18 protein-coding genes are annotated in these 20,510 nt (G+C 70.9%); 12 read left to right on the forward strand and 6 right to left on the reverse strand.

What is annotated here, in order from left to right; all coding sequences use genetic code 11:
* Positions 1-21: 21 nt before the first annotated feature.
* On the reverse strand, positions 22-975 hold the full coding sequence (gene fabD, locus ACZ4TG_RS24880) for an ACP S-malonyltransferase (protein ID WP_468166430.1): 954 nt from the start codon (positions 973-975) through the stop codon (positions 22-24).
* 26 nt (positions 976-1,001) lie between these two features.
* Between fabD and ACZ4TG_RS24885 the strand changes: the two genes are divergently transcribed.
* From ACZ4TG_RS24885 to ACZ4TG_RS24910, 6 genes are read left to right on the forward strand one after another with little or no spacing between them, the layout of a single operon-like run.
* A complete protein-coding gene (locus ACZ4TG_RS24885; RefSeq protein WP_468166432.1) occupies positions 1,002-1,901 on the forward strand; it encodes a thioesterase II family protein in 900 nt (299 codons plus the stop codon).
* On the forward strand, positions 1,892-3,262 hold the full coding sequence (locus ACZ4TG_RS24890) for an MATE family efflux transporter (RefSeq protein WP_468166434.1): 1,371 nt from the start codon (positions 1,892-1,894) through the stop codon (positions 3,260-3,262). Before ACZ4TG_RS24885 ends, ACZ4TG_RS24890 begins: the two co-directional genes overlap by 10 nt.
* 24 nt (positions 3,263-3,286) lie before the next feature.
* The gene (locus tag ACZ4TG_RS24895) at positions 3,287-3,553 is read left to right on the forward strand and encodes an acyl carrier protein (protein ID WP_468166436.1); all 267 of its coding nucleotides are present in this window, start codon (positions 3,287-3,289) and stop codon (positions 3,551-3,553) included.
* On the forward strand, positions 3,550-3,882 hold the full coding sequence (locus ACZ4TG_RS24900; protein ID WP_468166438.1) for a phosphopantetheine-binding protein: 333 nt from the start codon (positions 3,550-3,552) through the stop codon (positions 3,880-3,882). Before ACZ4TG_RS24895 ends, ACZ4TG_RS24900 begins: the two co-directional genes overlap by 4 nt.
* Positions 3,875-8,443 carry an amino acid adenylation domain-containing protein gene (locus tag ACZ4TG_RS24905; RefSeq protein ID WP_468166440.1) on the forward strand — a complete coding sequence of 1,523 codons (4,569 nt, stop codon included), beginning with the start codon at positions 3,875-3,877 and terminating at the stop codon, positions 8,441-8,443. The genes ACZ4TG_RS24900 and ACZ4TG_RS24905 overlap by 8 nt, the downstream gene beginning before the upstream one ends.
* A gap of 54 nt (positions 8,444-8,497) precedes the next feature.
* A complete protein-coding gene (locus ACZ4TG_RS24910) occupies positions 8,498-9,355 on the forward strand; it encodes a phytanoyl-CoA dioxygenase family protein (protein ID WP_468166442.1) in 858 nt (285 codons plus the stop codon).
* A 169-nt stretch (positions 9,356-9,524) separates the two neighbouring features.
* On the opposite strand, the gene ACZ4TG_RS24915 is transcribed toward ACZ4TG_RS24910, so the two are convergent.
* Positions 9,525-10,313, reverse strand: coding sequence for an MBL fold metallo-hydrolase (locus ACZ4TG_RS24915; protein WP_468166444.1), 789 nt, complete (start codon positions 10,311-10,313; stop codon positions 9,525-9,527).
* Positions 10,314-10,433: 120 nt separating this feature from the next.
* Between ACZ4TG_RS24915 and ACZ4TG_RS24920 the strand changes: the two genes are divergently transcribed.
* The gene (locus ACZ4TG_RS24920; protein ID WP_468166446.1) at positions 10,434-11,030 is read left to right on the forward strand and encodes an ABATE domain-containing protein; all 597 of its coding nucleotides are present in this window, start codon (positions 10,434-10,436) and stop codon (positions 11,028-11,030) included.
* 18 nt (positions 11,031-11,048) lie between these two features.
* Here ACZ4TG_RS24920 and ACZ4TG_RS24925 read toward each other — a convergent pair whose 3' ends face one another.
* Positions 11,049-11,795, reverse strand: coding sequence for a GbsR/MarR family transcriptional regulator (locus ACZ4TG_RS24925; RefSeq protein ID WP_468166448.1), 747 nt, complete (start codon positions 11,793-11,795; stop codon positions 11,049-11,051).
* 265 nt (positions 11,796-12,060) lie between these two features.
* On the opposite strand from ACZ4TG_RS24925, the gene ACZ4TG_RS24930 reads away from it, so the two are divergent.
* From ACZ4TG_RS24930 to ACZ4TG_RS24940, 3 genes are all read left to right on the forward strand, one after another.
* Positions 12,061-13,053 carry a hypothetical protein gene (locus ACZ4TG_RS24930; protein ID WP_468166450.1) on the forward strand — a complete coding sequence of 331 codons (993 nt, stop codon included), beginning with the start codon at positions 12,061-12,063 and terminating at the stop codon, positions 13,051-13,053.
* Between the two features lie 119 nt (positions 13,054-13,172).
* On the forward strand, positions 13,173-14,282 hold the full coding sequence (locus ACZ4TG_RS24935; RefSeq protein WP_468166452.1) for a serine hydrolase domain-containing protein: 1,110 nt from the start codon (positions 13,173-13,175) through the stop codon (positions 14,280-14,282).
* Between the two features lie 787 nt (positions 14,283-15,069).
* Positions 15,070-15,378 (forward strand): hypothetical protein, encoded by a 309-nt coding sequence (locus ACZ4TG_RS24940; protein ID WP_468166454.1) that lies wholly within the window; start codon positions 15,070-15,072, stop codon positions 15,376-15,378.
* 132 nt (positions 15,379-15,510) lie between these two features.
* Here ACZ4TG_RS24940 and ACZ4TG_RS24945 read toward each other — a convergent pair whose 3' ends face one another.
* Together ACZ4TG_RS24945 and lepB are read right to left on the reverse strand one after the other, a co-directional pair.
* Complete coding sequence (locus ACZ4TG_RS24945; RefSeq protein ID WP_468166456.1) at positions 15,511-16,602, reverse strand: PP2C family protein-serine/threonine phosphatase; 1,092 nt, start codon at positions 16,600-16,602, stop codon at positions 15,511-15,513.
* Between the two features lie 168 nt (positions 16,603-16,770).
* Positions 16,771-17,445 (reverse strand): signal peptidase I, encoded by a 675-nt coding sequence (lepB, locus tag ACZ4TG_RS24950; protein ID WP_468166458.1) that lies wholly within the window; start codon positions 17,443-17,445, stop codon positions 16,771-16,773.
* A 385-nt stretch (positions 17,446-17,830) separates the two neighbouring features.
* On the opposite strand from lepB, the gene ACZ4TG_RS24955 reads away from it, so the two are divergent.
* Both ACZ4TG_RS24955 and ACZ4TG_RS24960 read left to right on the forward strand, forming a co-directional pair.
* The gene (locus tag ACZ4TG_RS24955; RefSeq protein WP_468166460.1) at positions 17,831-18,385 is read left to right on the forward strand and encodes a hypothetical protein; all 555 of its coding nucleotides are present in this window, start codon (positions 17,831-17,833) and stop codon (positions 18,383-18,385) included.
* Positions 18,386-18,538: 153 nt separating this feature from the next.
* Positions 18,539-19,882: a hypothetical protein gene (locus ACZ4TG_RS24960; RefSeq protein ID WP_468166462.1), complete on the forward strand. Its 1,344-nt coding sequence runs from the start codon at positions 18,539-18,541 to the stop codon at positions 19,880-19,882.
* Between the two features lie 103 nt (positions 19,883-19,985).
* Here the strand turns inward: ACZ4TG_RS24960 and ACZ4TG_RS24965 are convergent, their stop codons facing one another.
* Positions 19,986-20,387 (reverse strand): restriction system modified-DNA reader domain-containing protein, encoded by a 402-nt coding sequence (locus ACZ4TG_RS24965; RefSeq protein WP_468166464.1) that lies wholly within the window; start codon positions 20,385-20,387, stop codon positions 19,986-19,988.
* Positions 20,388-20,510: the final 123 nt, after the last annotated feature.

Genomic DNA, 20,510 nt, shown 5'->3' on the forward strand with positions numbered 1-20,510 from the left:
GGGGCGCCCACCGCGGGCCCGTCACACCAGAACCCCGCTCAGCTTCTCCACCGCACGGTCGATCTGGCGGCCGGTCCCCGCGGGCATCGCGGGGACGGCCGGATGCACGGAACGGCTGAGGTTGCTCAGTACGCGTCCCGGGCCGGGCTCGACGAACGCGGACACCTCCTCGCGGCCGAGCAGGCCCAGTGTCTCGTGCCAGCGCACCGGGGCGGCGAGCTGCTCGGCGAGCAGGGCGCGGGCCTCCTGTCCCGAATGCACGTAGGAAGCCGTCACGTTGGCCACCACGGGGACGTCCGGAGTGCTGAAGGCGGTGGCGGCGAGGTGCTCGCCGAACTCCGCGGCGACATCCGCCATCAGGGAGCAGTGGAAGGGGGCTCCGACGCTGAGCTCCTTCGCGTGGCTCGCGCCTTCCTCCAGCGCCCGGCGCGAGACCTCGGCCACGCCGTCGGCATCGCCGGACACGACCGTCTGCTGGGCGGAGTTGTAGTTGGCCACCTCGACGACCCGTTGCCGTGCCCCGGAGACCTCCTCGCACAGCTCGCGGATCCGTGCGGCGGGCAGTCCGATGACGGCCGCCATGCGCCCGGGGGTACGCCGGTTCACCTCCGCCATGAGCAGGCCGCGCCGGCGGACCAGCTTGAGGCCGTCGACCCAGTCGAGCACTCCGGCGCACACCAGCGCCGTGTACTCGCCGAGGCTGTGCCCGGCCACCACCGACGGCCTGACCCCCTTCTCCCGCAGAACCGCCGCGGCCACCAGGCTGACGACGTAGACGGCGGGCTGGGTCACGGACGTGTCCCGCAGCTCCTCGGCGTCGCCTTCGAAGCACAGGCGGCTCAGCGGTATGCCCAGCACCTCGTCCGCGGTGTCGAAGTACGGACGCGCCAGCTCGGGATACCGCTCCAGGAGTTCGGATCCCATTCCGGGAACCTGCGAACCCTGGCCCGGAAATACAAATGCAAGTCGACTCACGGCAGTCTCCTGCTCAAGGGAAAGTGATGCATAAAACGCGCTTTGACGGTAGAGTACATTACCGGCCCTCCGGCGCCAGGACAAAGCCCTCCACGGCTTTTCTGAGGGATCTGAGGAACGGCCCGGGGGCATACCGCGGCGCGACCGGGGAAGAGGAATTCACGCTCGTTCTCGTGCATCACGCCGGCGGCTCCGCCATGAGCTTCATGCCGTTGCGCGACTCCCTCCCGGACGGCTGGCGGCTGCTCGCGCTCGAACTGCCCGGCCGGGGCTCGGTGGCCGCGGCCCCCGTCCCCGCCACCATGGCGGAGCTGGTCTCGCTCCTGCTGCCGGCCCTGACCGCAGAACTGACCGGTGAGCTGACGGGAGAACTGGCCAGGCCTTATGCCCTGTTCGGGCACAGTATGGGCGCCCTGGTCGCCTACGAGCTCGCACGGGAACTGGAGAGGCTCGGCATCCCGCCCGTCCTGTTGGGCGCCTCGTCGAGCCCGGCTCCGCACGTACGGGACGTGCGCGACGGATTCGGCGGCCTGCGGACGCGGGAGGACCTCGCCGGATTCCTGCGCGACCTCGGGGGAACCCCTCCCGAAGCATTCCGCGAACCGGAACTCATGGAGTATCTGACCGACGTCCTCCGGGTGGACCTGGACCTCTTGTGGAATTACACGGCAGAACCCTCGGGCATTCTCGGCGTTCCGCTCGCCGTTTATTACGGAGAGGATGACCCGATGGCGGGGAGCGATCTGGTGTCCCCATGGGCCGGATATTCATCGGTGGGTGCCGAATTCCGCTCGTGGCCGGGCGGCCATTTCTATCTTTTCGACCGGCCCGAGGAATTCGGTGCGCGATGGACGCGGGACGTGCACGCGGCGGCACGGCGCGCGGCACCGCATCAGGCCGCGCGGCAGGGAGCGTCATGGGCCTGACCCCGCAGGCCGCCGCGGCCTCCGGTGCCGGTGACCGCGGGCTGGTCAGACGCACCATCACGGCAGCCCTGCCGCTCTACCTGACCATGGTCGCCTCCTCCGCGGCCGGCCTGGTGGACACCGCCATGCTCGGCCGGCACGCCACCGCCTCCCTGGCCGCGTTCGCCCTCACCATGGCCGTCTACACCCCGGCCACCGCGACCGTCGCCGGCGCCATGCGCGGAGTGATGCCCTTCGTGGCCGCCCACGACGACGACCCCGACGCCCTCGTGCCGGTGGTGCGCAACGGCATCTGGCTCGGCATCGTCACCGGGCTGCTGGGCGCCGCGGCCGTCTGCGCGGTGCCGCTCATCGGCCTGGCCTCCGGCGTCCCGCAGGAGACGCTGTCGGCGCTCGGCCCACTCCCCGTCCTGCTGGCGGCGAGCGTGCTGGTGGCCGCCGTCGGCAACTCGGCCACGTCCACCCTGGTGGGCCTCGGCCGGTCCAAGCTCGTGATGCGGGCCGGGACGACCGGCACCGCCGCGGCCGTACTGCTCTCCCTGACGCTGGTGAACGGCGTCGGCCCGTTCGACGGATTCGGGCTGCCCGGTGCGGGAGTCGCCATGCTGGTGTCCAGCCTCATCAGCGCGGTGGTCGCGCACTGGGGGCTCCGCCGGTCCACCATCCTGGCCGGGCATCGGCTCACCCTCGGCCGCCCGCGCCCCCGCGCCGTGCTCGAACTGGCCGGCGTCGGCCTGCCGCTCGCCGCGACCGTACTCATCAAGTTCGCCGTCCTCGGCGTGCTGGCCATCGCCGCCGCACGGGTGGGCACCGTCAGCGCGGCCGCACACAGCATCGCCGTGTCCCTGGTCAGCCTCATGTTCACGGCAGCCGTCGCCATCGGCCAGGCCACCATCCCGCTGATGGCTCCCTACCTGAAGACCAAGGACGTCCGCGGGCTGCGCGCCGGAGTACGCGCCGGAGCCAAGACGGCCCTGGGCGCGGTGGTCCTCCTGGGATGTGTCCTGGCGGTGCTGCGGGGGCCCGTCCTGTCCCTCTTCACCCACGACCCCGCAGCACGGCACCAGGTGCTGGCCCTGATTCCCCTGGTGCTCCTGGTGGTGGTCACGGACGCGCTGCAGGCGGTGTTCGGCTTCGGGCTCATCGCGATCAGGAACACGGTGCCCAGCCTGATCGCCTTCGCCGTCTGCTACGGCCTGCTGGCCCTGGCCGCCGTGCCGCTCTCGGCCCAGGGCGGCCTGACCGCCCTGTGGCTCGCCCTGCTCGGCGCCAACGTCCTGCTGGTCCTCGGGCAGGTCGGCTTCTTCCACCAGCGCAGCGGCAGGCTCGCCGCTCCCGAGGCCGCGCTCGGCCGGACCTGAACCGCAAAAGGAGAACACGTACCCATGACACATCCGCAGAACGCCATGCCCGCGACGCAGGCCGACTTCCAGGCCGCCGTCCGGGAGACCTGGGAGGAGGTGCTCGGACACGCCGAATTCGGCGACGACGACGCCTTCCTGTCGGTCCACGGCGCCAACTCCCTGACCGCGGTGAGGGTGATGGTCAGCCTCAGCGGCCGCCTCGGCGCCCGCCTGCAGGTCCGCCTCATCATGCGGCACCGGACCGTGCAGGACCTGGCCACCGCGATCCGGGAACAGGTGAGCGCGTGAGCGCCCCGGTCCGCCCCGGGGCGGCTCCGGACACCCGGCCGCCCCGGCAGCGGCGGGAGGAGATGTGCGAGGCCGACTACCGGGAACCGGACGGCGGGTTCGAAGCCACCGTGGCCGCCGTCTTCGCCGAGGTGCTCGGGATCGACCGCGTCGGACTGGACGACAGCTTCTACGATTTCGGCGGTACCTCCCTCCAGGCCATCAGCCTGTGCGTCCGCCTGGAGAAGGCCACCGGCCGCGCCATCGAGCCGGTCGACGTCCTGGAGTACGACGTCCTGGCCGATCTGATCGCCCTGCTCTCCGACGCATCGGAGGGCAGCCGTGCCTGAGCCGTCCCTCGACGCGTCGCTGGTCCACCACGCGGTGGCCCGGCACGCGCGGGCCACCCCGGACGCCATCGCCCTGATCCACCGCGACACGCGCATCGACTACGCGACACTGCACGCGGCGGCGGGCCACTACGCCGCCGAGCTCGCCGAGCGCGGCGTGGGCCCGGGCGCCATCGTGCCGCTGCTGCTGCCGCGCTCGCCGGAACTCGTCGCCGTGCAGCTGGCCGTCCTGCGGCTCGGCGCCGCCCACACCAGCCTGGACGGCCGCTGGCCGGCCGCCAGGCTGCGGCAGGTGCTGGGCATGCTGGGCAACCCGGCCGTCGTCGTCGCCGACGGCCCGGTCCCCCTCGACCACCCGCACGTGGTGTGGACACCGCGAGAGGATCCGCACCGGGCGGCCTCGGAAGGCACACGTCAGGCGCCCATGGGGCACCCCTCTCCGGCGGACCCCGCCGCGGTGATCTTCACGTCCGGTACGACCGGCAGGCCGAAGGGCGTCGTGCTGCCCCACCGGGCGATCACACGCATCTTCCGCGACGGCGGGCCGGTCGGATTCGGCCGGGGCAACGTCATGCCCCAGGCGGCACCGCCGTGGTGGGACATGTACGCGTACGAACTCTTCGGGCAGCTCATGACCGGAGGCACCTCGGTGCTGACGGACGGCGACCACCTGCTGCCGCAGACGCTGCGGCGCATGGTCGCCGACCAGGGCGCCACCACCCTGCGCCTGACCACGACACTGTTCCACCTCTTCGTGGACGAGGACCCGGACTGCTTCACCGGACTGCGGCAGGTCTACGCGGGCGGCGAGCGCATGTCACCCGCGCACGCCTCGGCGTTCCTGGCCCGCCACCCCGGCATCACCCTGGTCAACGGCTACGGGCCGGCCGAGAGCTGTATGCACACCACATCCCGCGCGGTACGGCCCGAGGACTGCGACCGCGCGGACGGGATCCCGCTGGGCACCCCGGTTCCCCACACCGAGGTGCTCGTCCTCGACCCGCACGGACGCCCCTGCCCGGCCGGCCAGGCGGGCGAGATCCACGTGGCGGGGGAGGGGCTGGCCCTCGGGTACCTCGACGAACCCGGGCCGACCGCACGCGCCTTCGTCCCCGTCGAGCTGCCCGGAACGACCGTGCGCGCCTACCGTACGGGCGACTTCGGCTACCTCGACGAGACGGGCACGCTGCACTTCCGGGGGCGTACGGACCGGCAGCTCAAGATCCGTGGCCACCGTGTGGAGGCCGCCGAGATCGAAACCGCCGCCGCGTCCGTGGCCGGCGTGCGCTCCGCGGCGGTGGTGCCGCTGCGCGCCGCGGACGGCGCCGTCACCGGGATCGCCCTGTTCTACACCTGCGCCGACGAAGACGCGCAGCAGGCCGCCGCAGAGCCCGGCGAAGGCCACGACCCCCTCCACGTGCACGAGCACCTGGCGGCCGTGCTGCCGGACTACCTGGTCCCCACGGTCACCTCCGCCCTGAAAGACCTCCCCCTCACCCCGAACGGAAAGCTGGACCGCGCCGCGCTGGAGAGCACGGCCTCGCGCCAGCGGCGCCGACGGCCCGCACGGCGGCCGGCGCGCCGAGCACCGGTCCGTCCGCCCCATCGAACGGAGCGAATCATGACCCTTGCGGCCGACAGCGGTCCCACCGGCACCGGCACCGGCACCGGCACCCGCACCGGATCCGCCACCCACCGGCTGACCCGCGAGCAAGAGGCGATATGGATCAACGACGCGCTCTCCGAGAGCCGTTCGTGCTACACGGTGCTGTGGGCGCACCGCCTGCGCGGCGACGTCGACCCGGTCGCGGCCGAGGGCGCGCTCGATGACGTCATCCACCGGCACGAGTCCCTGCGCAGCCGGTTCCTCATGGAGGACGGGATCCCGGTCCAGCGCGTCGAGGAGCGGTCCTGCCGCCCCCTGCTCCGAGCGGACTGCCCCGAGGGCGAGCTCGACGAACGGCTCGCGGCACTGGCGGCGCAGCCGCTCGACCCGGCCGACGGCCCGCTCCGGCCGGTGCTGCTGCGCCTCGCGGACGACGACTGGGTGCTGGCCGTCCTGATACACCACCTGGTCATCGACGACTGGTCGCTGTCCCTCCTGGACCGGGAGTTCAGCCGGCTCTACCGGGCCCGCAGCCGACCGGACACCACATCGGCCACTCCCGGCGCGGCCCCGCCGCCCCCGCAGCTCGGTGCCCACGCGGACGCCCAGCGCGAGACCCCCCTGAGCGAGGACGATCTGCGCCACTGGACCGCACGCCTGGCGAACGTGCCGGAGACCTGCACGATCCCTCCCGACCGGCCCCGCCCCCAGGAGCTGGGCACGGACGGGGCGCGCATCGCCTTCCGCCTCGACGAAGACGTCGCCGGCGGCGTGCGCCGGCTCGCCCGCGCCACCCGCACCACGCCGTTCACCGTCTTCACGGCCGCGGTCACCGCCCTGCTGCACCGCCACGGCGCCGGCGACGACATCGTCGTCGGAACACCCGTCTCCCGTCGCGGGAACGCGAACCTCGACTCCGTCATGGGCTGCCTGAGCGACCTCATGCCGCTGCGGATCGACGTGGACGCCGACGGATCGTTCCGCGAACTCGTCCGGTCGGTCCGCTCCGAAGCCCTCGGCATGCTCCGGCACCGCGACGTCGCCTTCGGCGAGCTGGTCCGACGGACCGTCACAGCCGAACAACTCGGCAGGTTCCCCCTGTTCCAGACGGTCGTCCAGGTCAACGACTCGCCGGAACCCGGCCTGGAACTGCCGGGCGTCACGGCCGAACGGCTGTCCGTCCACCCCGGCACGGCCAAGTTCGACCTGTGTTTCGACCTCTCGGCCGAGGACGGCTCCTTCCGCGGGTTCCTCGACTACGCCACCGACCTCTACGACCCGGCCACCGCCCGGCGGATCGCCGACCGGTTCCGCACCCTGCTCGCCGCCGCGGTCGCCGACCCCGACCTGCCGCTGGCCGAGGCGCCGCTGCTCACCGCGGACGAAACCGAGCTGGTGACCCGGACCTGGGCCCGGGCCACGCGCCCCGCCGACCCCCCGCCGCCGGTGCACGTGGCCTTCGAGGCCCAACGCCGGCGCACACCCGACGCACCCGCCGCCGTCTGGCACGACCGGCAGCTGACGTACGAGGAACTGGGCACCGCCGCCGACCGGCTCGCCCACCAGCTGATCTGCACCGGTGCGACCGGCCGGCCCGTGGGCATCCTGATGGACCGCAGCCTGGACATGGCCGTCGCGGTCCTCGCCGTACTCAAGTCGGGCTCCCCGTACGTGCCGTTGGACCCGGCCTATCCGGCCGACCGCCTCGCCTACATGATCGAGGACAGCGGCCTGCACACCCTGCTCACCCAGCCGTCCTTGCGCGAGAGGTGCGCCGTACCCCGGTCCGTGCACGTGCTCCAGCCGGAGCAGTGGGCCCAAGAGGCGGCGCACGGCCCCGCGGACACGAGCCTGCCCGAGACCGGGCCGGACGACCTGGCCTACCTCATGTACACCTCCGGCTCCACGGGACTGCCCAAGGGCGTGGCCATGCCGCACCACCCCGTCGCCGGGCTGGTGCGGTGGCAGTGCCAGGATTCGGCGGCCGGCCCCGGAGACCGCACCCTGCAGTTCTCGGCGCTGAGCTTCGACGCCTCGTTCCTGGAGTTCTTCAGCACCTGGTCCACCGGCGGCACCCTGGTCATCATCGACGCCGAGCAGCGCACGGACTACGACGCCCTGCTGGAGGTCATCGACCAGCAGCGCGTGATGCGCATCTTCCTTCCCTTCGTGGCGCTGCAGAGCATCGCCTTCTACGCCACCGCGATGGACCTGCCCGCCCCGGCGCTGCGCGAATGCGTCACCGCCGGCGAGCAACTCCATGTGACTCCGGCCATCCGCGAGTTCTTCGGCCGGCTCGACGATGCCGTGCTCTTCAACCAGTACGGCCCCACGGAGACGCACAGCGTGAGCTCGCTGCGCCTGGACGGCGACCCGGCCGGCTGGCCCCTCATGCCCACCATCGGCTATCCGATCAACGGCGCCGAGGTGTACATCCTCGACGAGCGGCTGCGTCCCCAGCCGGCCGGAGTGGTCGGCGAGCTGTGCGTCGCAGGCCCGCCGGTGTCCCAGGGGTACTGGGGACGCGCCGACCTGACGGCGGAGAAGTTCGTCCCGCATCCCCTGGAGGACGGTGCGGGGACCCTGTACCGCACCGGCGACATGGCGCGGTACCTCCCGGACGGCCAGATCGAGTTCCTCGGCCGCCGGGACGGCATGGTCAAGATCCGCGGCTACCGAGTCGAACTCGGAGAGGTCGAAGCCAGGATCCGCTCGCTCGACGGCATCGCCGACGCCGTCGTGATCGCCCGGTCGTCAGACGTGGGCGACACCCGGCTCGTCGCCTACTACCGGCCCAGCACGCACCCGGCACCGCCGGCGGCGACCCTGCAAAAGGAGCTGGCCGACCTCCTGCCGGAGTACATGCTCCCGTCGGCCTACGTCCCCATGGACCACGAGTTTCCGCGCACACCGAGCGGAAAAGTCGACCGGCGCGCCCTGGCGGCGCTCCGATAGCCGGTCGCATCCCATCGAAGACCAGTCAGAACCACTCTCTGAAAGAGGTGACGTATGTCCACAGCCACCGAGTCCGCGGTCAAGGACCTGAAGGGCGCCTACGACCCCGAAGGCTGGTGCGAGCTCCCCTATCGCTTCACGGACGAGGCGGTGAAGCTCCTCAAGGAAGCAGTGGCCGCGATCAGCCGTGAGCGCAGGCCCGAGGTGGTGTACGAGAAGGACTCCGACACCGTCCGCGCCATCCACGGATGCCACGCCTTCGACGACCTGTGCGCCGCACTGGTCCGGCACCCGCAACTGGTGTCCCTGGCCGAGGAACTGACGGGCAAGCCGGTCTACGTCTACCAGTTCAAGGTCAACCTCAAACAGGCCCACGAGGGCGCGGCCTGGCCCTGGCACCAGGACTACGCCTTCTGGAGCGAGGAGGACGGGATGGCGCGGCCCGACGCGGTCAACATCGCCATCCCGCTCGACGACATCCACGAGGACAACGGCCCGCTCGTCGTGATCCCCGGGTCCCACCGCCTGGGCCTCTTGGACCTTCCGGACAAGAGCGCCGGCGAAGGCTCCACCTGGCAGCAGCACGTGTCGGCGGACCTCGCCTACACGGTGAGCGAGCAGCGGGCCGAAGGCCTGGCCCGAGAGCACGGAAGCGTACGGATCATGGGGCCGGCCGGTACGGTCCACGCCTTCCACCCGAGCATCGTGCACTCCTCGTCGAACAACCTGTCGCCCGATCGCCGTGCGCTCCTGCTGATCACGTACAACGCCGTCGACAACGCGCCCCCGAACCCCACGCGGCCCGAGTTCCTCGTCGCCAGGGACTCCACGCCCGTCACCCCGGCCACCGACGACCGTCTCGCCATCGAGCCCCGGTCGCTGGTGCGAGGGCGGCCGGAAGGGACGAGGTGACCGGGCGGACCGCCCGGAGGAGGACGGCCTGGACCCCAGCGTCATGGGCCTCCGGCGCGCGGCGATTACCCCGTGCGATGTCCGACGAGGTGTGCTGCCCGGTCTGCATCGCCCTTCTGGCACGGGGCATCGTCGGCCACGGGCACACCCGCACCGCTCCGGGGGTCTGTTAGTCCTGACTGCCCAGGTCCAGGCGGTCGGCCAGGCCTGCGGCGGTGAAGGCGGCGACGAGCTGATCGCGGCCTTCGGTGAAGTGGGCCCAGCTGTCGTAGTGGACGGGGACGACCCGGCGGGCGCCGAGGATCTCGGCGGCTTCGGCGGCCCGGGCGCTGTCGAGGACGAGCGGTTCGCCGTCGAAGAGGACGGCGAAGCGCGGCGCGCCGGCGAAGAGGACGGCGGTGTCGACGGGGGCGAACGCTGCGGCGATCTCCTTGACCGAGTCGAGGGAGGCGTTGTCGCCGCTGACGTAGACGGTCGGCAGTCCTTCGCCGGTCAGGACGAAGCCGACGACCTGGCCGACGACCGGTTCGACGGCCTCGCGCGGTCCGGGGCCGTGGATGGCGGGCGCCCCGGTGACGGTGACGGTGCCGCCGCCGGGGCGCTCCAGCTCGACGGACTCCCAGTCGGCCAGGCCCTTGGCCTTGTCTCCCAGGCGCTGTGCGCCGCCGGGCGTGGTGAGGGTGAGGGGGACCTCGGCGAGCAGGGCCCGGCCGGAGGTGTCGAGGTTGTCGGGGTGCTCGTCGTGGGAGAGCAGGACCACGTCGATGCGGCCCAGGTCGGTGGGGGTGCCGGTGGAGGGCGCGGTCTTGACGAGGTGTGCGCCGGGCGACGGGTAGTCGCCGGGGGCGTCGAAGGTCGGGTCGGTCAGGAAGCGCAGACCGCCGTACTCGAAAAGGGCGGTGGGGCCGCCGAAGACGCGGACGGGGAAGGACTCGGGCGTGGAGCTGGCGGCAGGCATGAAGAAGTTCCTCACGGATAGAGGGCGGTTCATCCGTGAGTCACGGTAGGCGCTTCTCACGGATGGATGCAAGCAGTAACGTGAGAATCATGGAAAGGGGGGAGTTGTACCATGAGGCTCATGCAAGAGAGCGTGACCGCCGAACGACTGCCGCCGGCGCCTGGCGCCGAGCAGTACCCCGCCCTCGACCTGGCCAACAGTGCCGTCACCCTGCCCGGCGGGCACCGCATCGATCTCCTCGGCACCCCCGGCGCCGCCGAAGAGTGGCTCGTGGCCCGCGGCCTCGCCCCGGCCGACACCGGCCTGATGGACATGTGCGCCTCACTGGTGCGCTCGCTGCGCGAACAGGTACGCGCCCTGCTCGCCGCGCACGTCGCCGGGCTGCCCGCCCCGGCCGCCGCGCTGACCGCCGTCAACGACGCGCTCACCCGGGCCCCCGCCGCCTCCCTGCTGCACTGGGACCCGGCCCGCGGCCTCCATCGCGAGGCGGCCCACCCCATCACCCAGATCGTCGAGCACGCCCTCGCCGTCCTCGCGGCCGACGCGGCCGACCTCCTCACCGGCCCCGATGCCGAGCGCCTCACCGCCTGCGGCTCCACCCCCTGCAACCGCTACCTCCTCCGGCACGGCCGCCGTCACTGGTGCTCCACCCGCTGCGGCGACCGCGCCCGCGCCGCCCGCGCCTACGCCCGCCGCACCCAGAGCGCGACGGACTGACCGCCGGGCAAGACCCGCTCAGCCTCGCGTGGTCGGGCGCGCGGCATGGGCCCGCCGCCATTCCTCGGCCGCCTGGATCATGGTCTGCCCGACGTGCTCGAAGAAGTGGCCGAGGTCTTGCATACGGGTACCGGCGGGTGTGGTCGCGCCGAGGGTTCGGGCGCCCTGGCAGGCGAAGTCGGCCAGCATGGTGTTCTGGCGCGCACTGGCCATCCAGCCCCGGAACCAGGCGTCGGCGTCGATGACGTACCGGTCGCGGCGCCGCCCGGGGTCACGTTCGCGCCTGATGAGCTCCTGCTGTTCGAGTTCGCCGACGGCCTTGGAGATGGAGGCCGGGCTGACCTTCAGGCGCCGGGCGAGCTCGGTGGCGGTCAGGCTGCCGTCGTCGGTCACGTACAGGCAGGTCAGCACCCGGGCCGTCATCCGCGGCAGGCCCGTGCCGACCATCAACGCGGTGAACCCTTCCTCCAGTTCGTGGACGGCGCCGGGGTCGCGCCCGTGTGCGCCGTTTCCGGTCGGGTCGGCGGACGGGCCGGTCGAAGCGGCGGGGCCCGTGTCCTGCTTGCGGCGGCGGGCGCGTCCGATGGTCGACCGCTGCGCCGCGTCAGCCCGGTAGGCGCCGACGCCGCCGTTACGGGCCACTTCCCGGGTGACGGTGGAGATGGGTCTGTCCAGGCGGCCGGCGATCTCGGTGTAGGTGAGTCCTTCCCTCAGCCCCTCGGCGATCTCGCGACGCTCCTGGTGGGTCAGTCTGCCTCCGGGCATCGGCCTTACCTCCGTGTTTTGTCCTCAGCTGTCCTCAGTATTGCGTTCAGAGGCAGTCCATTGCAAATCAGCCGAGGTTGAATTTGCATTCATGCTCAGGCTCATTGCAAATAACACCACCTGTGACCAGGATATTTGCAATCTCCATCACCTCGTCAATTGACTAAAAGCTGAAAGCAATTTAGCTTTTAGTCATTCGCGAACGAGCGATGCGAACGGAGCCCGCCCGCAAGAGGGTTGCTCGTCGCCGTGATCGGAGCCCTCCATGACGTCCTTCCTCACCCCGGTGCGCACCTGGCACAGGCCGCTGGCGCTCTGCTCCGCCCTCATGCTCGGCCTGGTGCTCGTCTCCGGCGCGGGGCTCGTGGTGGACAGCCGGACACTGCTGGACGAGTCGGTGTGGGTGAAGCCGCTCAAGTTCGGCTTCGCCTTCGCCCTCTACGCCGGCACGCTGGCGTGGCTGCTGACCAAGCTCACCAGGGGCAGGCGGCTGGGGAGATGGCTGGGCACCGTCTTCGCCGTGGCCGCAACCGTCGAGGTGGGCGCCATCACCGCCCAGGCGGCACGCGGCACCTTCAGCCACTTCAACGCCGACCAGGCCGACCCGATCACCCAGGCCCTGGTCCCCGTCCTCACCCTCGGCGTGATGGTCATCGTCATCGCGCAGTTGATCCTGGCGGTCGTCGTGCTGATCCAGCGCACCGGCGGGGCGGCACTGAACCGGGCCATCCGCGCCGGGCTCGCGCTGGCCACCTTCGGCATGGTCGTGCCGGTCTACTGGATGGTCACCGAGATCCACTCCCGTACGGTGACCGACGCCAACGGCCACCCCGTGCAGATGTACCAGGGTCACGGCATCGGCGACCCCGACGGCCACGGCATGCCCCTCACCAACTGGAGCGTGACCGGCGGCGACTTCCGGGTGCCCCACTTCTTCGCCCTGCACGGCATCCAGGTACTCCTCCTGACCGCCGCGGTGCTGGCCGCCCTGGCTGCCAAGCACGTCTGGCTGCGGGACGAGAAGGTGCGGGCCCGCCTGGTCGGCAGCGCCACCCTCGGCTACACCGGGCTGGTTGCGGTGGTGACCTGGCAGGCGCTGCGCGGCCAGTCCCTGATCCACCCGGACGCCGCGACCCTCCTCGCCCTCGCCGCGGTGCTGCTGCTCACGGCGGCGACCACCGCAGGAGTGATCGTCACCGCCAAGCGCGCCACCACGGCACCGGCCAAGGCCCCCCGACACCCCCAGATGGCGCGCTGACCCCTTCCTGCTTCACGAACCGAACCGAACCGAACCGAGCCGAGCCGAACCCAACGGCACCGAACGGCACCGAACGGGACCGAACCGAACGGGACCGAACTCCCGAAAGGAAGACCAACATGACCATGACCACCACGCCCACCTCCCCCCGCCCCGGAGTGCAGCACGCCCTCGACCTTGCCGTGGCCCGGAGCGGCGCTCCTGGCATCGTCGCCGAAGTCCGTGACCACAACGGCACCTGGTTCGGCTCGGCGGGCTTCTCCGACACCGGGACCAGGCAGCGGCGCCGGCCGTCCGAGCAGTTCCGCATCGGCAGCACCACCAAGGCGTTCACCGCCACCGTGGTCCTGCAACTGGCGGCCGAAGGCAAGCTGAACCTTGACGACACGATGGAGCAGTGGCTGCCCGGCCTGGTGGCGGGCAACGGCTACGACGGCCATGCGATCACCATCCGGCAGTTGCTCAACCACACCAGCGGCATCTTCAACTACGGCAACGACGCCGAGTTCTTCAAGAAGGGCATCGGCGCGGCGTGGTTCCAGCACCGCTACGACAGCTACGCCCCCGAGCAGTTGGTCAGGATCGGCCTCGCCACCCCGCCCCTCTTCGCCCCGGGCAAGGCCTTCCTCTACTCGAACACCAACTACTTCCTGGCCGCCCTGATCGTGGAGAAGGCCACGGGCGGAACGCTCCGCGAAGAGCTCGACCGGAGGATCATCCACCCGCTGAAGTTGGACGGGACGTACCTCCCGGGCACCGACGCGAAGATCCCGGGACCGCATCCGCAGCACTACTCCACCCTGTTCTCCTCCGACGCCGAGCCCGAGATCCACGACGCGACCGAGATGAACCAGTCCTTCGCCTGGGCGGCCGGCGGCATCGTCTCCACCACCGGTGACCTACAGAGCTTCTTCGGCGCACTGCTCGGCGGACGCCTGCTGCCGGCCGACCAGCAGCAGGCGATGTTCACCACCGTCGAGACCACAGGACCCGTCCCGTGGATCCCCGGCACCCGCTACGGCCTGGGCATCTTCTCCCAGGCACTGCCGTGCGGCGTCACGGTCTGGGGCAACGCGGGCGCGACCTACGGCTCATGGACGTACGCCGTGGGCTCCCGCGACGGCAATCACCTGCTCACCAGCCAGGTCAACGGCGACTGGAGCGGCCTGAGCGTCTTCGACGACCTGCTCAGCACCGAATTCGGCCCGACCGAGCCCATAGCCGCCTGACTCCCAACCTCAGGCTCGCTGACGAAGCCCACCACCATCCCCGCGGTGGATGAGAGCCACGGAGCTGGCAACCGCACTGAGCAGAGCCGCGATGGCGGCAACCTTCGCCACAGGCAAGGCGAGGGAGAGGCAGACAACGAGGATGACGATCAACACGACGTGCGCACGTCCCTTGAACGCCCTGAACCCCTTGCGCTGCCAGGGGTGGCATGAGAGGCGATGAGAGGGCGACGGACCCATCCGGTCACGTCCTTTCTGCCGACTATGTCGGCTCGCTGGGCCGCCAGTCGTCCTCTTGACCTTGCGAGGCCGAGGACGCTGGCGGCTGGCTAACTACGCTCCATCCAGCTTGCGTTGCCCTCTTGTGCTTGTTCAACCGATCGAGACAATACGAGCACAATCTGTCTACTACGCAAGACAACCAGCAGGGCGGGATGCCATGCCCAGACGGCCGTCACACCTAGCGCCCGAGGACGGGCCTCTCGCACGTTTCGCACTCGCCTTGCGAGCGCTACGCGACGCGGCAGGCTTCGATGCGCCAAGTGTCGATCAGATCGCTGCACGGTCCAAGATCCCTCGTTCTACGCTCTTCGCGGCACTGCGAGGACAGCGGCTGCCGACCCGTCTCGTATTGAAGGCGCTGGTCACGGCGTGGGGTGGTGACGCAACGGAGTGGCTCAGCCGACGCACCTTGACCGAAGCCGAGCTCGAGGCGTCAGGTGTTCCTCGGCCACCGCGGCCCCGCCCGGCACCGCTGACAACGCCGAGCGCTGTTTCGCCGGAGCCAGTGCAGGAGCGGACACGCGACGAGGACTTCCACGCGGCACTGCAGGAAGTGGCCGCACAGCTCAGAGAGCTCCGAGTCCGCGCCGGCGCACCGTCGTTGCGGCAGTTGTCGACGGAGATCGCGCAGGACGAGAGCCTTCCCGATGCTCCCAGTGTCGGGACACTCTCCGCTCTGTTCACCGGCAAGTCGCTGACCAGCTGGCAGGCCCTTGAGACCGTGGTCCGCGCTTTGGGCGGTGACGCGGAGGAGTGGTTCCACACGTGGAGGGACCTCGTGCGGCTCCGGGAAAGGCAAGTGAGGCTCATGTGAGCAGGGGTGTAACCCCGCATGCAGCCGCTTCGGCGGCCCAGCGCCCCGCCGAAGCAGCGTAGCCGCCGCGCTGGACCCCCTCCTGCCCCGGCCGCCGGCTCTGGACCAGCTCCTGGTGGTACGCCGCCGGCCTCAGGGCTCGCGCAGGCGGACGGCGAGGGCGGCGATGTCGTCGTCGAGGCGTCCTCTGCTGTAGCGGAGGAGGTCGTGGTGAAGGGCCGTGAGCAGTTCGCGCGGCGGTGTCGGGGGCTGTCGCCGCATCCAGGCGGCCAGCGGGAAGAACTCGCCGTCGCGGGCGCGGGCCTCGGCGATCCCGTCGGTATAGAGGAGCAGCAGGTCGCCGGGGATGAAGTCGAAGGTGTCGACGTTGTAGTGATCGCCGATCAGCTCCGCGAGGCTGAGCAGGGGCGAGGGGGTGGCGGACTCGAGGACACGGAGTTTCCTGCGGTTCAGGAGCAGTGGCGGGGGGTGTCCGCAGTTGAGGATGGCGATACGTCCGCCCTCGTGCGGGATCTCGACGAGAAGGGCGGTGGCGAAGCGCTCCATCGGCCCTTCGGGGGGAAAGGCAGCGTTGTAACGGGTGCTGCTGGCGTCCAGCCTGCGTGCGACGTTGATCATTTCGGTCTCGTCGTAGGCCGCCTCCCGGAAGGCGTTGACGATCGCCGCGGCCGCCCCCACCGCCGGCAGGCCCTTGCCCCGCACGTCACCGATGAGCAGCCTGAGCCCGTACGGCGTGTCGACCACCTCGTAGAAGTCCCCGCCGATACGGGCCTCCGCCGCGGCCGCGAGGTACAGCGACTCGATCTCGACGTTGCCGAAGCGGCGTGGCATCGGACTCAGCACCACCTGTTGCGCCGCGTCGGCGACGAGCCGTACCTGGAAGAGGGTGCGCTCCCGCTGGAGGCGGACATGGCTTCCGTACGCGGCGGCCACGGTGACCGCGATGATCCCCGCGGCCGTCCACCACGTTCCCAGATCGGGGAAGACGAGGCTGAGGCCGATCATCAGGCAGAGGCAGACCGTCCCGAGCAGGACGGTGGGCAGGACCGGCCACATGGCGGCTGCCAGGGCGGGGGCCGCGGGCAGGAGGCGGCTGAAGGCCATTTCCGGCGGAGTGGCGTAGGCCAGGCTGGCGATCACGACGGTCAGAAAGACCGGCGACAGCCGCACAAGCCACCCCCGGCGGTAGCGCCGACGGAGCCACGGCCGTCCAGACTCGATCACACTTCCCACAATATCTGCGCAATGAGGGCATAGCGCTCCGACGGACGGAGACGGCTTCCCGCCCCTCCCGCTGTGCAGACCTACACCCGTACAGCCCAAGGGCGAGGTCATGTTTCGAGCGTTACGAGACGGGGGCGAGCCCCCGGGGCCGTCCCCGCACGTCGTGCGCTACGGCTGGTCGACGGACACGGCGCCCCAGACGGGGCCCGCCGGCACGGGCTTGCGCCGCCGCACCACCAGTGCGGCGATCCCCAGCCCGACCCCCACGGGCAGGAGGCACACCCCGGCGAACATCGCCAGGCCGAGGCCCACGCTCATCGGGCTCTCCTGGTCCTCTTCGACCCCGGTCACGGCCGACACCGGCAGCGTGCCGCCGTTGCCGTCGGGGTGGAACCGGGAGTCCGCGGAGTTGCCGCGGTTGTCACCCAGGATGAAGACCCGGCCCTGCGGCACCGCAACGTCGAAGGGCACCCCGCCGTCCCCGGGGGCGTCGTTCACGTAGGGCTCGTCGAGCGGCTTCCCGTTGAGGGTCAGGGCCCCGTCCCCCATCGCGTAGGAGATCCGGTCGCCCCCCACCGCCACCACGCGTCCGAGGAACGGGCCCTCCAGCCCCCACGTGCCGGGGTCGTAGCTCACTACGTCGCCGCGCCGGACCTCGGGCGGATCCTGGCGCAGGACGATGAGGTCCCCGCGGACGAGCGTGGGCCGCATGTTGTCGCTGGACTGATGCGTCGCGGTGAACCGGCTCAGCATGAACGCGATCGGTCCGCCGATCAGTGCGACGCCCAGCACCAGCAGGACGATCGCCCAGATGCCTCTTTTGCGCCCAGCCCTGCGTTCCATGAATCCGTAACCCCTCCCACCAGCGCGAATGGCCTGAAGACTACGGTCTGGCCGAAACCGCACGGCAACCGGGGCCTGGGCGTCCGTCGCCCCTACCCGTGGGTAATCGGTATCCCGGCCCCGACAATCCGACGAGGGCGCACCGCGCTGTCGACAAGACGTTCCTCGAACACGTTCCTCGAACACGTTCCCCGAACAACCGTCCGTGCCGAATCCAGCCAGCGCATCGCATTGCCGCCAATCCCCGGCAATCTGGCCACAGGGCCCGTGACCTCCGGTTACACAAGGAGCCGGGGGCTGCCGTCCGCTTGCTCGCAGGGGGGAAGACCGCTTCACGCCGACCGCTGTCTCGGCGCAGCATGCCGCAGGCACCAAGGAGGATCTCGTGTCATCGTCCTACGACCCTCAGTACGCTCCGGCCGGCGACGTGGGTGCGGCGCTCATGGCGATCGATTCCCGGCTCAAAGCGGTCTATGACGGCAAGACCGGGACCGATCCCGAGCAGCTGCTGCTGATGGAACAGTTCATCGCGTCCTTGGGACCCCGGGGAGCCCGTGACCTGCTCGACGGCGCGTGCACGCTCATCTACATGTTCATGACGTGGCTGCGGAAGGCGTACGAGGACCACGACAGGGACGTCATCGAGTACGTGGTGCCGGAGCTCGTGGCCACGATGCGCACGATGCCCAGGAGCATCCGCCCCGAGGCGATTCCCACCATGGCCGGCATGGTCATCGCCGCAGGCATCGGTCTGAGCCCCAGCCTGTGGCGCAAGCAGTACGGGGACTGGACCAAGGAGGAGATGAACCCCCTGGAAGCCACCGCCCTCCTGCTCGCGGAACACGTCAACCGGCTCACAGGCGACCGCGACTACGCCACACGCCTGATCACCAATGCCCTGTCCAGCGCATCCAGCGCATCCAGCGCGGACCAGGACTGACAACCAGCGGCGGATCCTCCGCCTCCTCCTCCAGCGCCGCGCCTGCCGCCTCCGAACTCGACGCCGCACGCCCAAGGCAATGCCGCTGGATCTGACGATTGATCATCCCGTATGTTGCTCAGGTTTGTTGAGCAGTGATCGGGGGAGCAGGCGATGGAGAAGAAGTTCCGAGTGGCTGTGGGTGTGGTGACGGCGTTGGCCGCGCTGTCGCTGGCAGCGTGCGGGGGCGGTTCGTCCGGCGGCGGTGCGGACGGGTCGGACGGGGCGAAGGGTGGTGCGGCCCAGGGCGCGGAGCAGGGGCAGGCACCCGCGGTCGCACCGAAGGAGCCCGTACCGGAGGCGTTCGACAATACGAAGGGCTGGGAGGTCAAGGACGACGAACACGAGTTGTCCGGGCCCGTGATCTCCGATGGGGCCCGGCTGGTTCTGCTGCGCTGGCACGAACGGGGCGGCAAGACGGCGCGGGTGGTGGCCAGGGATGCCAAGACCGGCAAGGTGCGCTGGAGCAGCAAGCCGGTGGTCCGTCCGGAAGCCCCCAAGAGCGGGCTGCCCGTCGACTCCAAGGTGTTGCTGACGCGCGGCGGCGGCAAGGAGTACGCCGTTCTCGCGGTCACCGGCAGCGAGGGTGGTGACGGTGTCAACACGGCGCGCCCGGTCACGCGTCTCGCGGTGTACGACATCGCCTCCTCGGGCGACGGTGCGGAACCCCTGCGGGAGATCACCGTCCCGGGCCCGGCCCTCGGCTTCACGGCGCAGCGGGAACTGGGCGTCGTCACAGTGGCGTCGGACCAGGGCGTGTCGCTCGTCGACGTGGTCTCCGGCCAGGTCACCGCCTACGAAAAGAACCACCCCGCGCTGAAGTCGCCCAAGCCCTGCCAGCAACTGACCGGCACCTGCGACAGCAGGCGGGTGACGGTGGCCGGGCAGACACCCGCGGGCCCCCTGGTCCAGGGCTACGGCGCCTTCTGGACCGGCAGCTGGTTCAGCGGCGATGTGGTGCCTGCCGGCGCCGCGCCCGAGCACGGCGGCCGCACCGTCACGGCCTCCGGCCTGCCGAACGGGGACGCGCTGGCGTCCTGGCCCGACAAGGAGGGCAAGGCGCAGACCAACGTCTACGCGGTGCACGACGGAAAGACGGGCCTGGTGCGCGCCTCCGTCGCGTGCGCGAACGAGAGCGGCCCGGCCCTCACGCCCACGATGTCGGGTGACGGCCGCTACGTGCTGGCCGGCCGCGTGGTGATCGACCTCCAGTCGGGGCAGGGCCACTGCTTCGAGCAGACGAGCACCCGCAAGGCGATCACCATCGCGACGGTGGACAAGGACGGCGCGGCCTACGGCAAAACCTCCCAGTCGCCCGCCCGAATCGACCTCTCCTCGGGCCAGGCCTCCCCGCTGCCGGAGGGAACCCTCCTGCCCACCGCGATCGGAGCCGACGTCGCCGTCTTCGGCACGTCGACCGCCGGCGGGGAGAGCATCCTCGTCTACCCCCGCCGCTGATCCGTGCGGGCCGCAACGCCGCTACGCCGCAACGCCCGCCGTCGTGCGGCACAGGCGGGCGGCCGGGCCCGGCCGGATCTGGCCGGCCCCGCCGCCCGCATTCCTACTCGGCGTCCAGCTTCTGGCGCAGCTGGTCCAGGGTGGATCCGTCGGGCGCGTGCCACAGGGTCCAGCCGTTGATGACGTTCCCCGTAACGGCCTCGGCGGCCTTCGAGGGGGAGGGGAAGGGCGAGGAGTGGCCGTCGACGATGAGCTGGCCCTCGGCCGTCACGACGGCGCGGCCCGACCGGTTTGCGCGGCGCTGGTGGAAGGTGAGGACGGTGTCCGGCGCCAGCAGCCCGGCCTGCATCAGCCCGGCGAGCGGCCCGTGCGGGATGACGGGCGCGGCCGGCGCGACGGGGGTGCCGCCGCCGAGGGACAGGGTGACGTGGACGGTGTCGTCGCCGCTCGCGCTCGTGAGACGGGCGATGACAGCGGGGTCGAAGTGGATGCTGAGTGTGGCCATGCGGTTCTCCTGCCGATGATGGCCCGAAGGCCGTTCCGCTTGTCTCTGCTTCGACTTTAAGCGACACGAGCAGCTTCGGTCAACTCCCCTGTTCAGCTGTTAAGCAGAAGTGGCGGAGGGGTC

The organism is Streptomyces sp. NPDC028314 (genome assembly GCF_055565795.1).

Bases quoted from the DNA above. Each gene is read 5' to 3' on its own strand.
- ACZ4TG_RS24935 (WP_468166452.1), top strand. From the start codon at position 13,173: ATGACCATGACCACCACGCCCACCTCCCCCCGCCCCGGAGTGCAGCAC.
- ACZ4TG_RS24925 (WP_468166448.1), bottom strand. From the start codon at position 11,795: ATGCCCGGAGGCAGACTGACCCACCAGGAGCGTCGCGAGATCGCCGAG.
- ACZ4TG_RS24960 (WP_468166462.1), top strand. From the start codon at position 18,539: ATGGAGAAGAAGTTCCGAGTGGCTGTGGGTGTGGTGACGGCGTTGGCC.
- ACZ4TG_RS24890 (WP_468166434.1), top strand. From the start codon at position 1,892: ATGGGCCTGACCCCGCAGGCCGCCGCGGCCTCCGGTGCCGGTGACCGC.
- ACZ4TG_RS24895 (WP_468166436.1), top strand. From the start codon at position 3,287: ATGACACATCCGCAGAACGCCATGCCCGCGACGCAGGCCGACTTCCAG.
- ACZ4TG_RS24915 (WP_468166444.1), bottom strand. From the start codon at position 10,313: ATGCCTGCCGCCAGCTCCACGCCCGAGTCCTTCCCCGTCCGCGTCTTC.
- ACZ4TG_RS24885 (WP_468166432.1), top strand. From the start codon at position 1,002: ATGCATAAAACGCGCTTTGACGGTAGAGTACATTACCGGCCCTCCGGC.
- ACZ4TG_RS24930 (WP_468166450.1), top strand. From the start codon at position 12,061: ATGACGTCCTTCCTCACCCCGGTGCGCACCTGGCACAGGCCGCTGGCG.
- ACZ4TG_RS24910 (WP_468166442.1), top strand. From the start codon at position 8,498: ATGTCCACAGCCACCGAGTCCGCGGTCAAGGACCTGAAGGGCGCCTAC.
- lepB (WP_468166458.1), bottom strand. From the start codon at position 17,445: ATGGAACGCAGGGCTGGGCGCAAAAGAGGCATCTGGGCGATCGTCCTG.
- ACZ4TG_RS24920 (WP_468166446.1), top strand. From the start codon at position 10,434: ATGCAAGAGAGCGTGACCGCCGAACGACTGCCGCCGGCGCCTGGCGCC.
- ACZ4TG_RS24965 (WP_468166464.1), bottom strand. From the start codon at position 20,387: ATGGCCACACTCAGCATCCACTTCGACCCCGCTGTCATCGCCCGTCTC.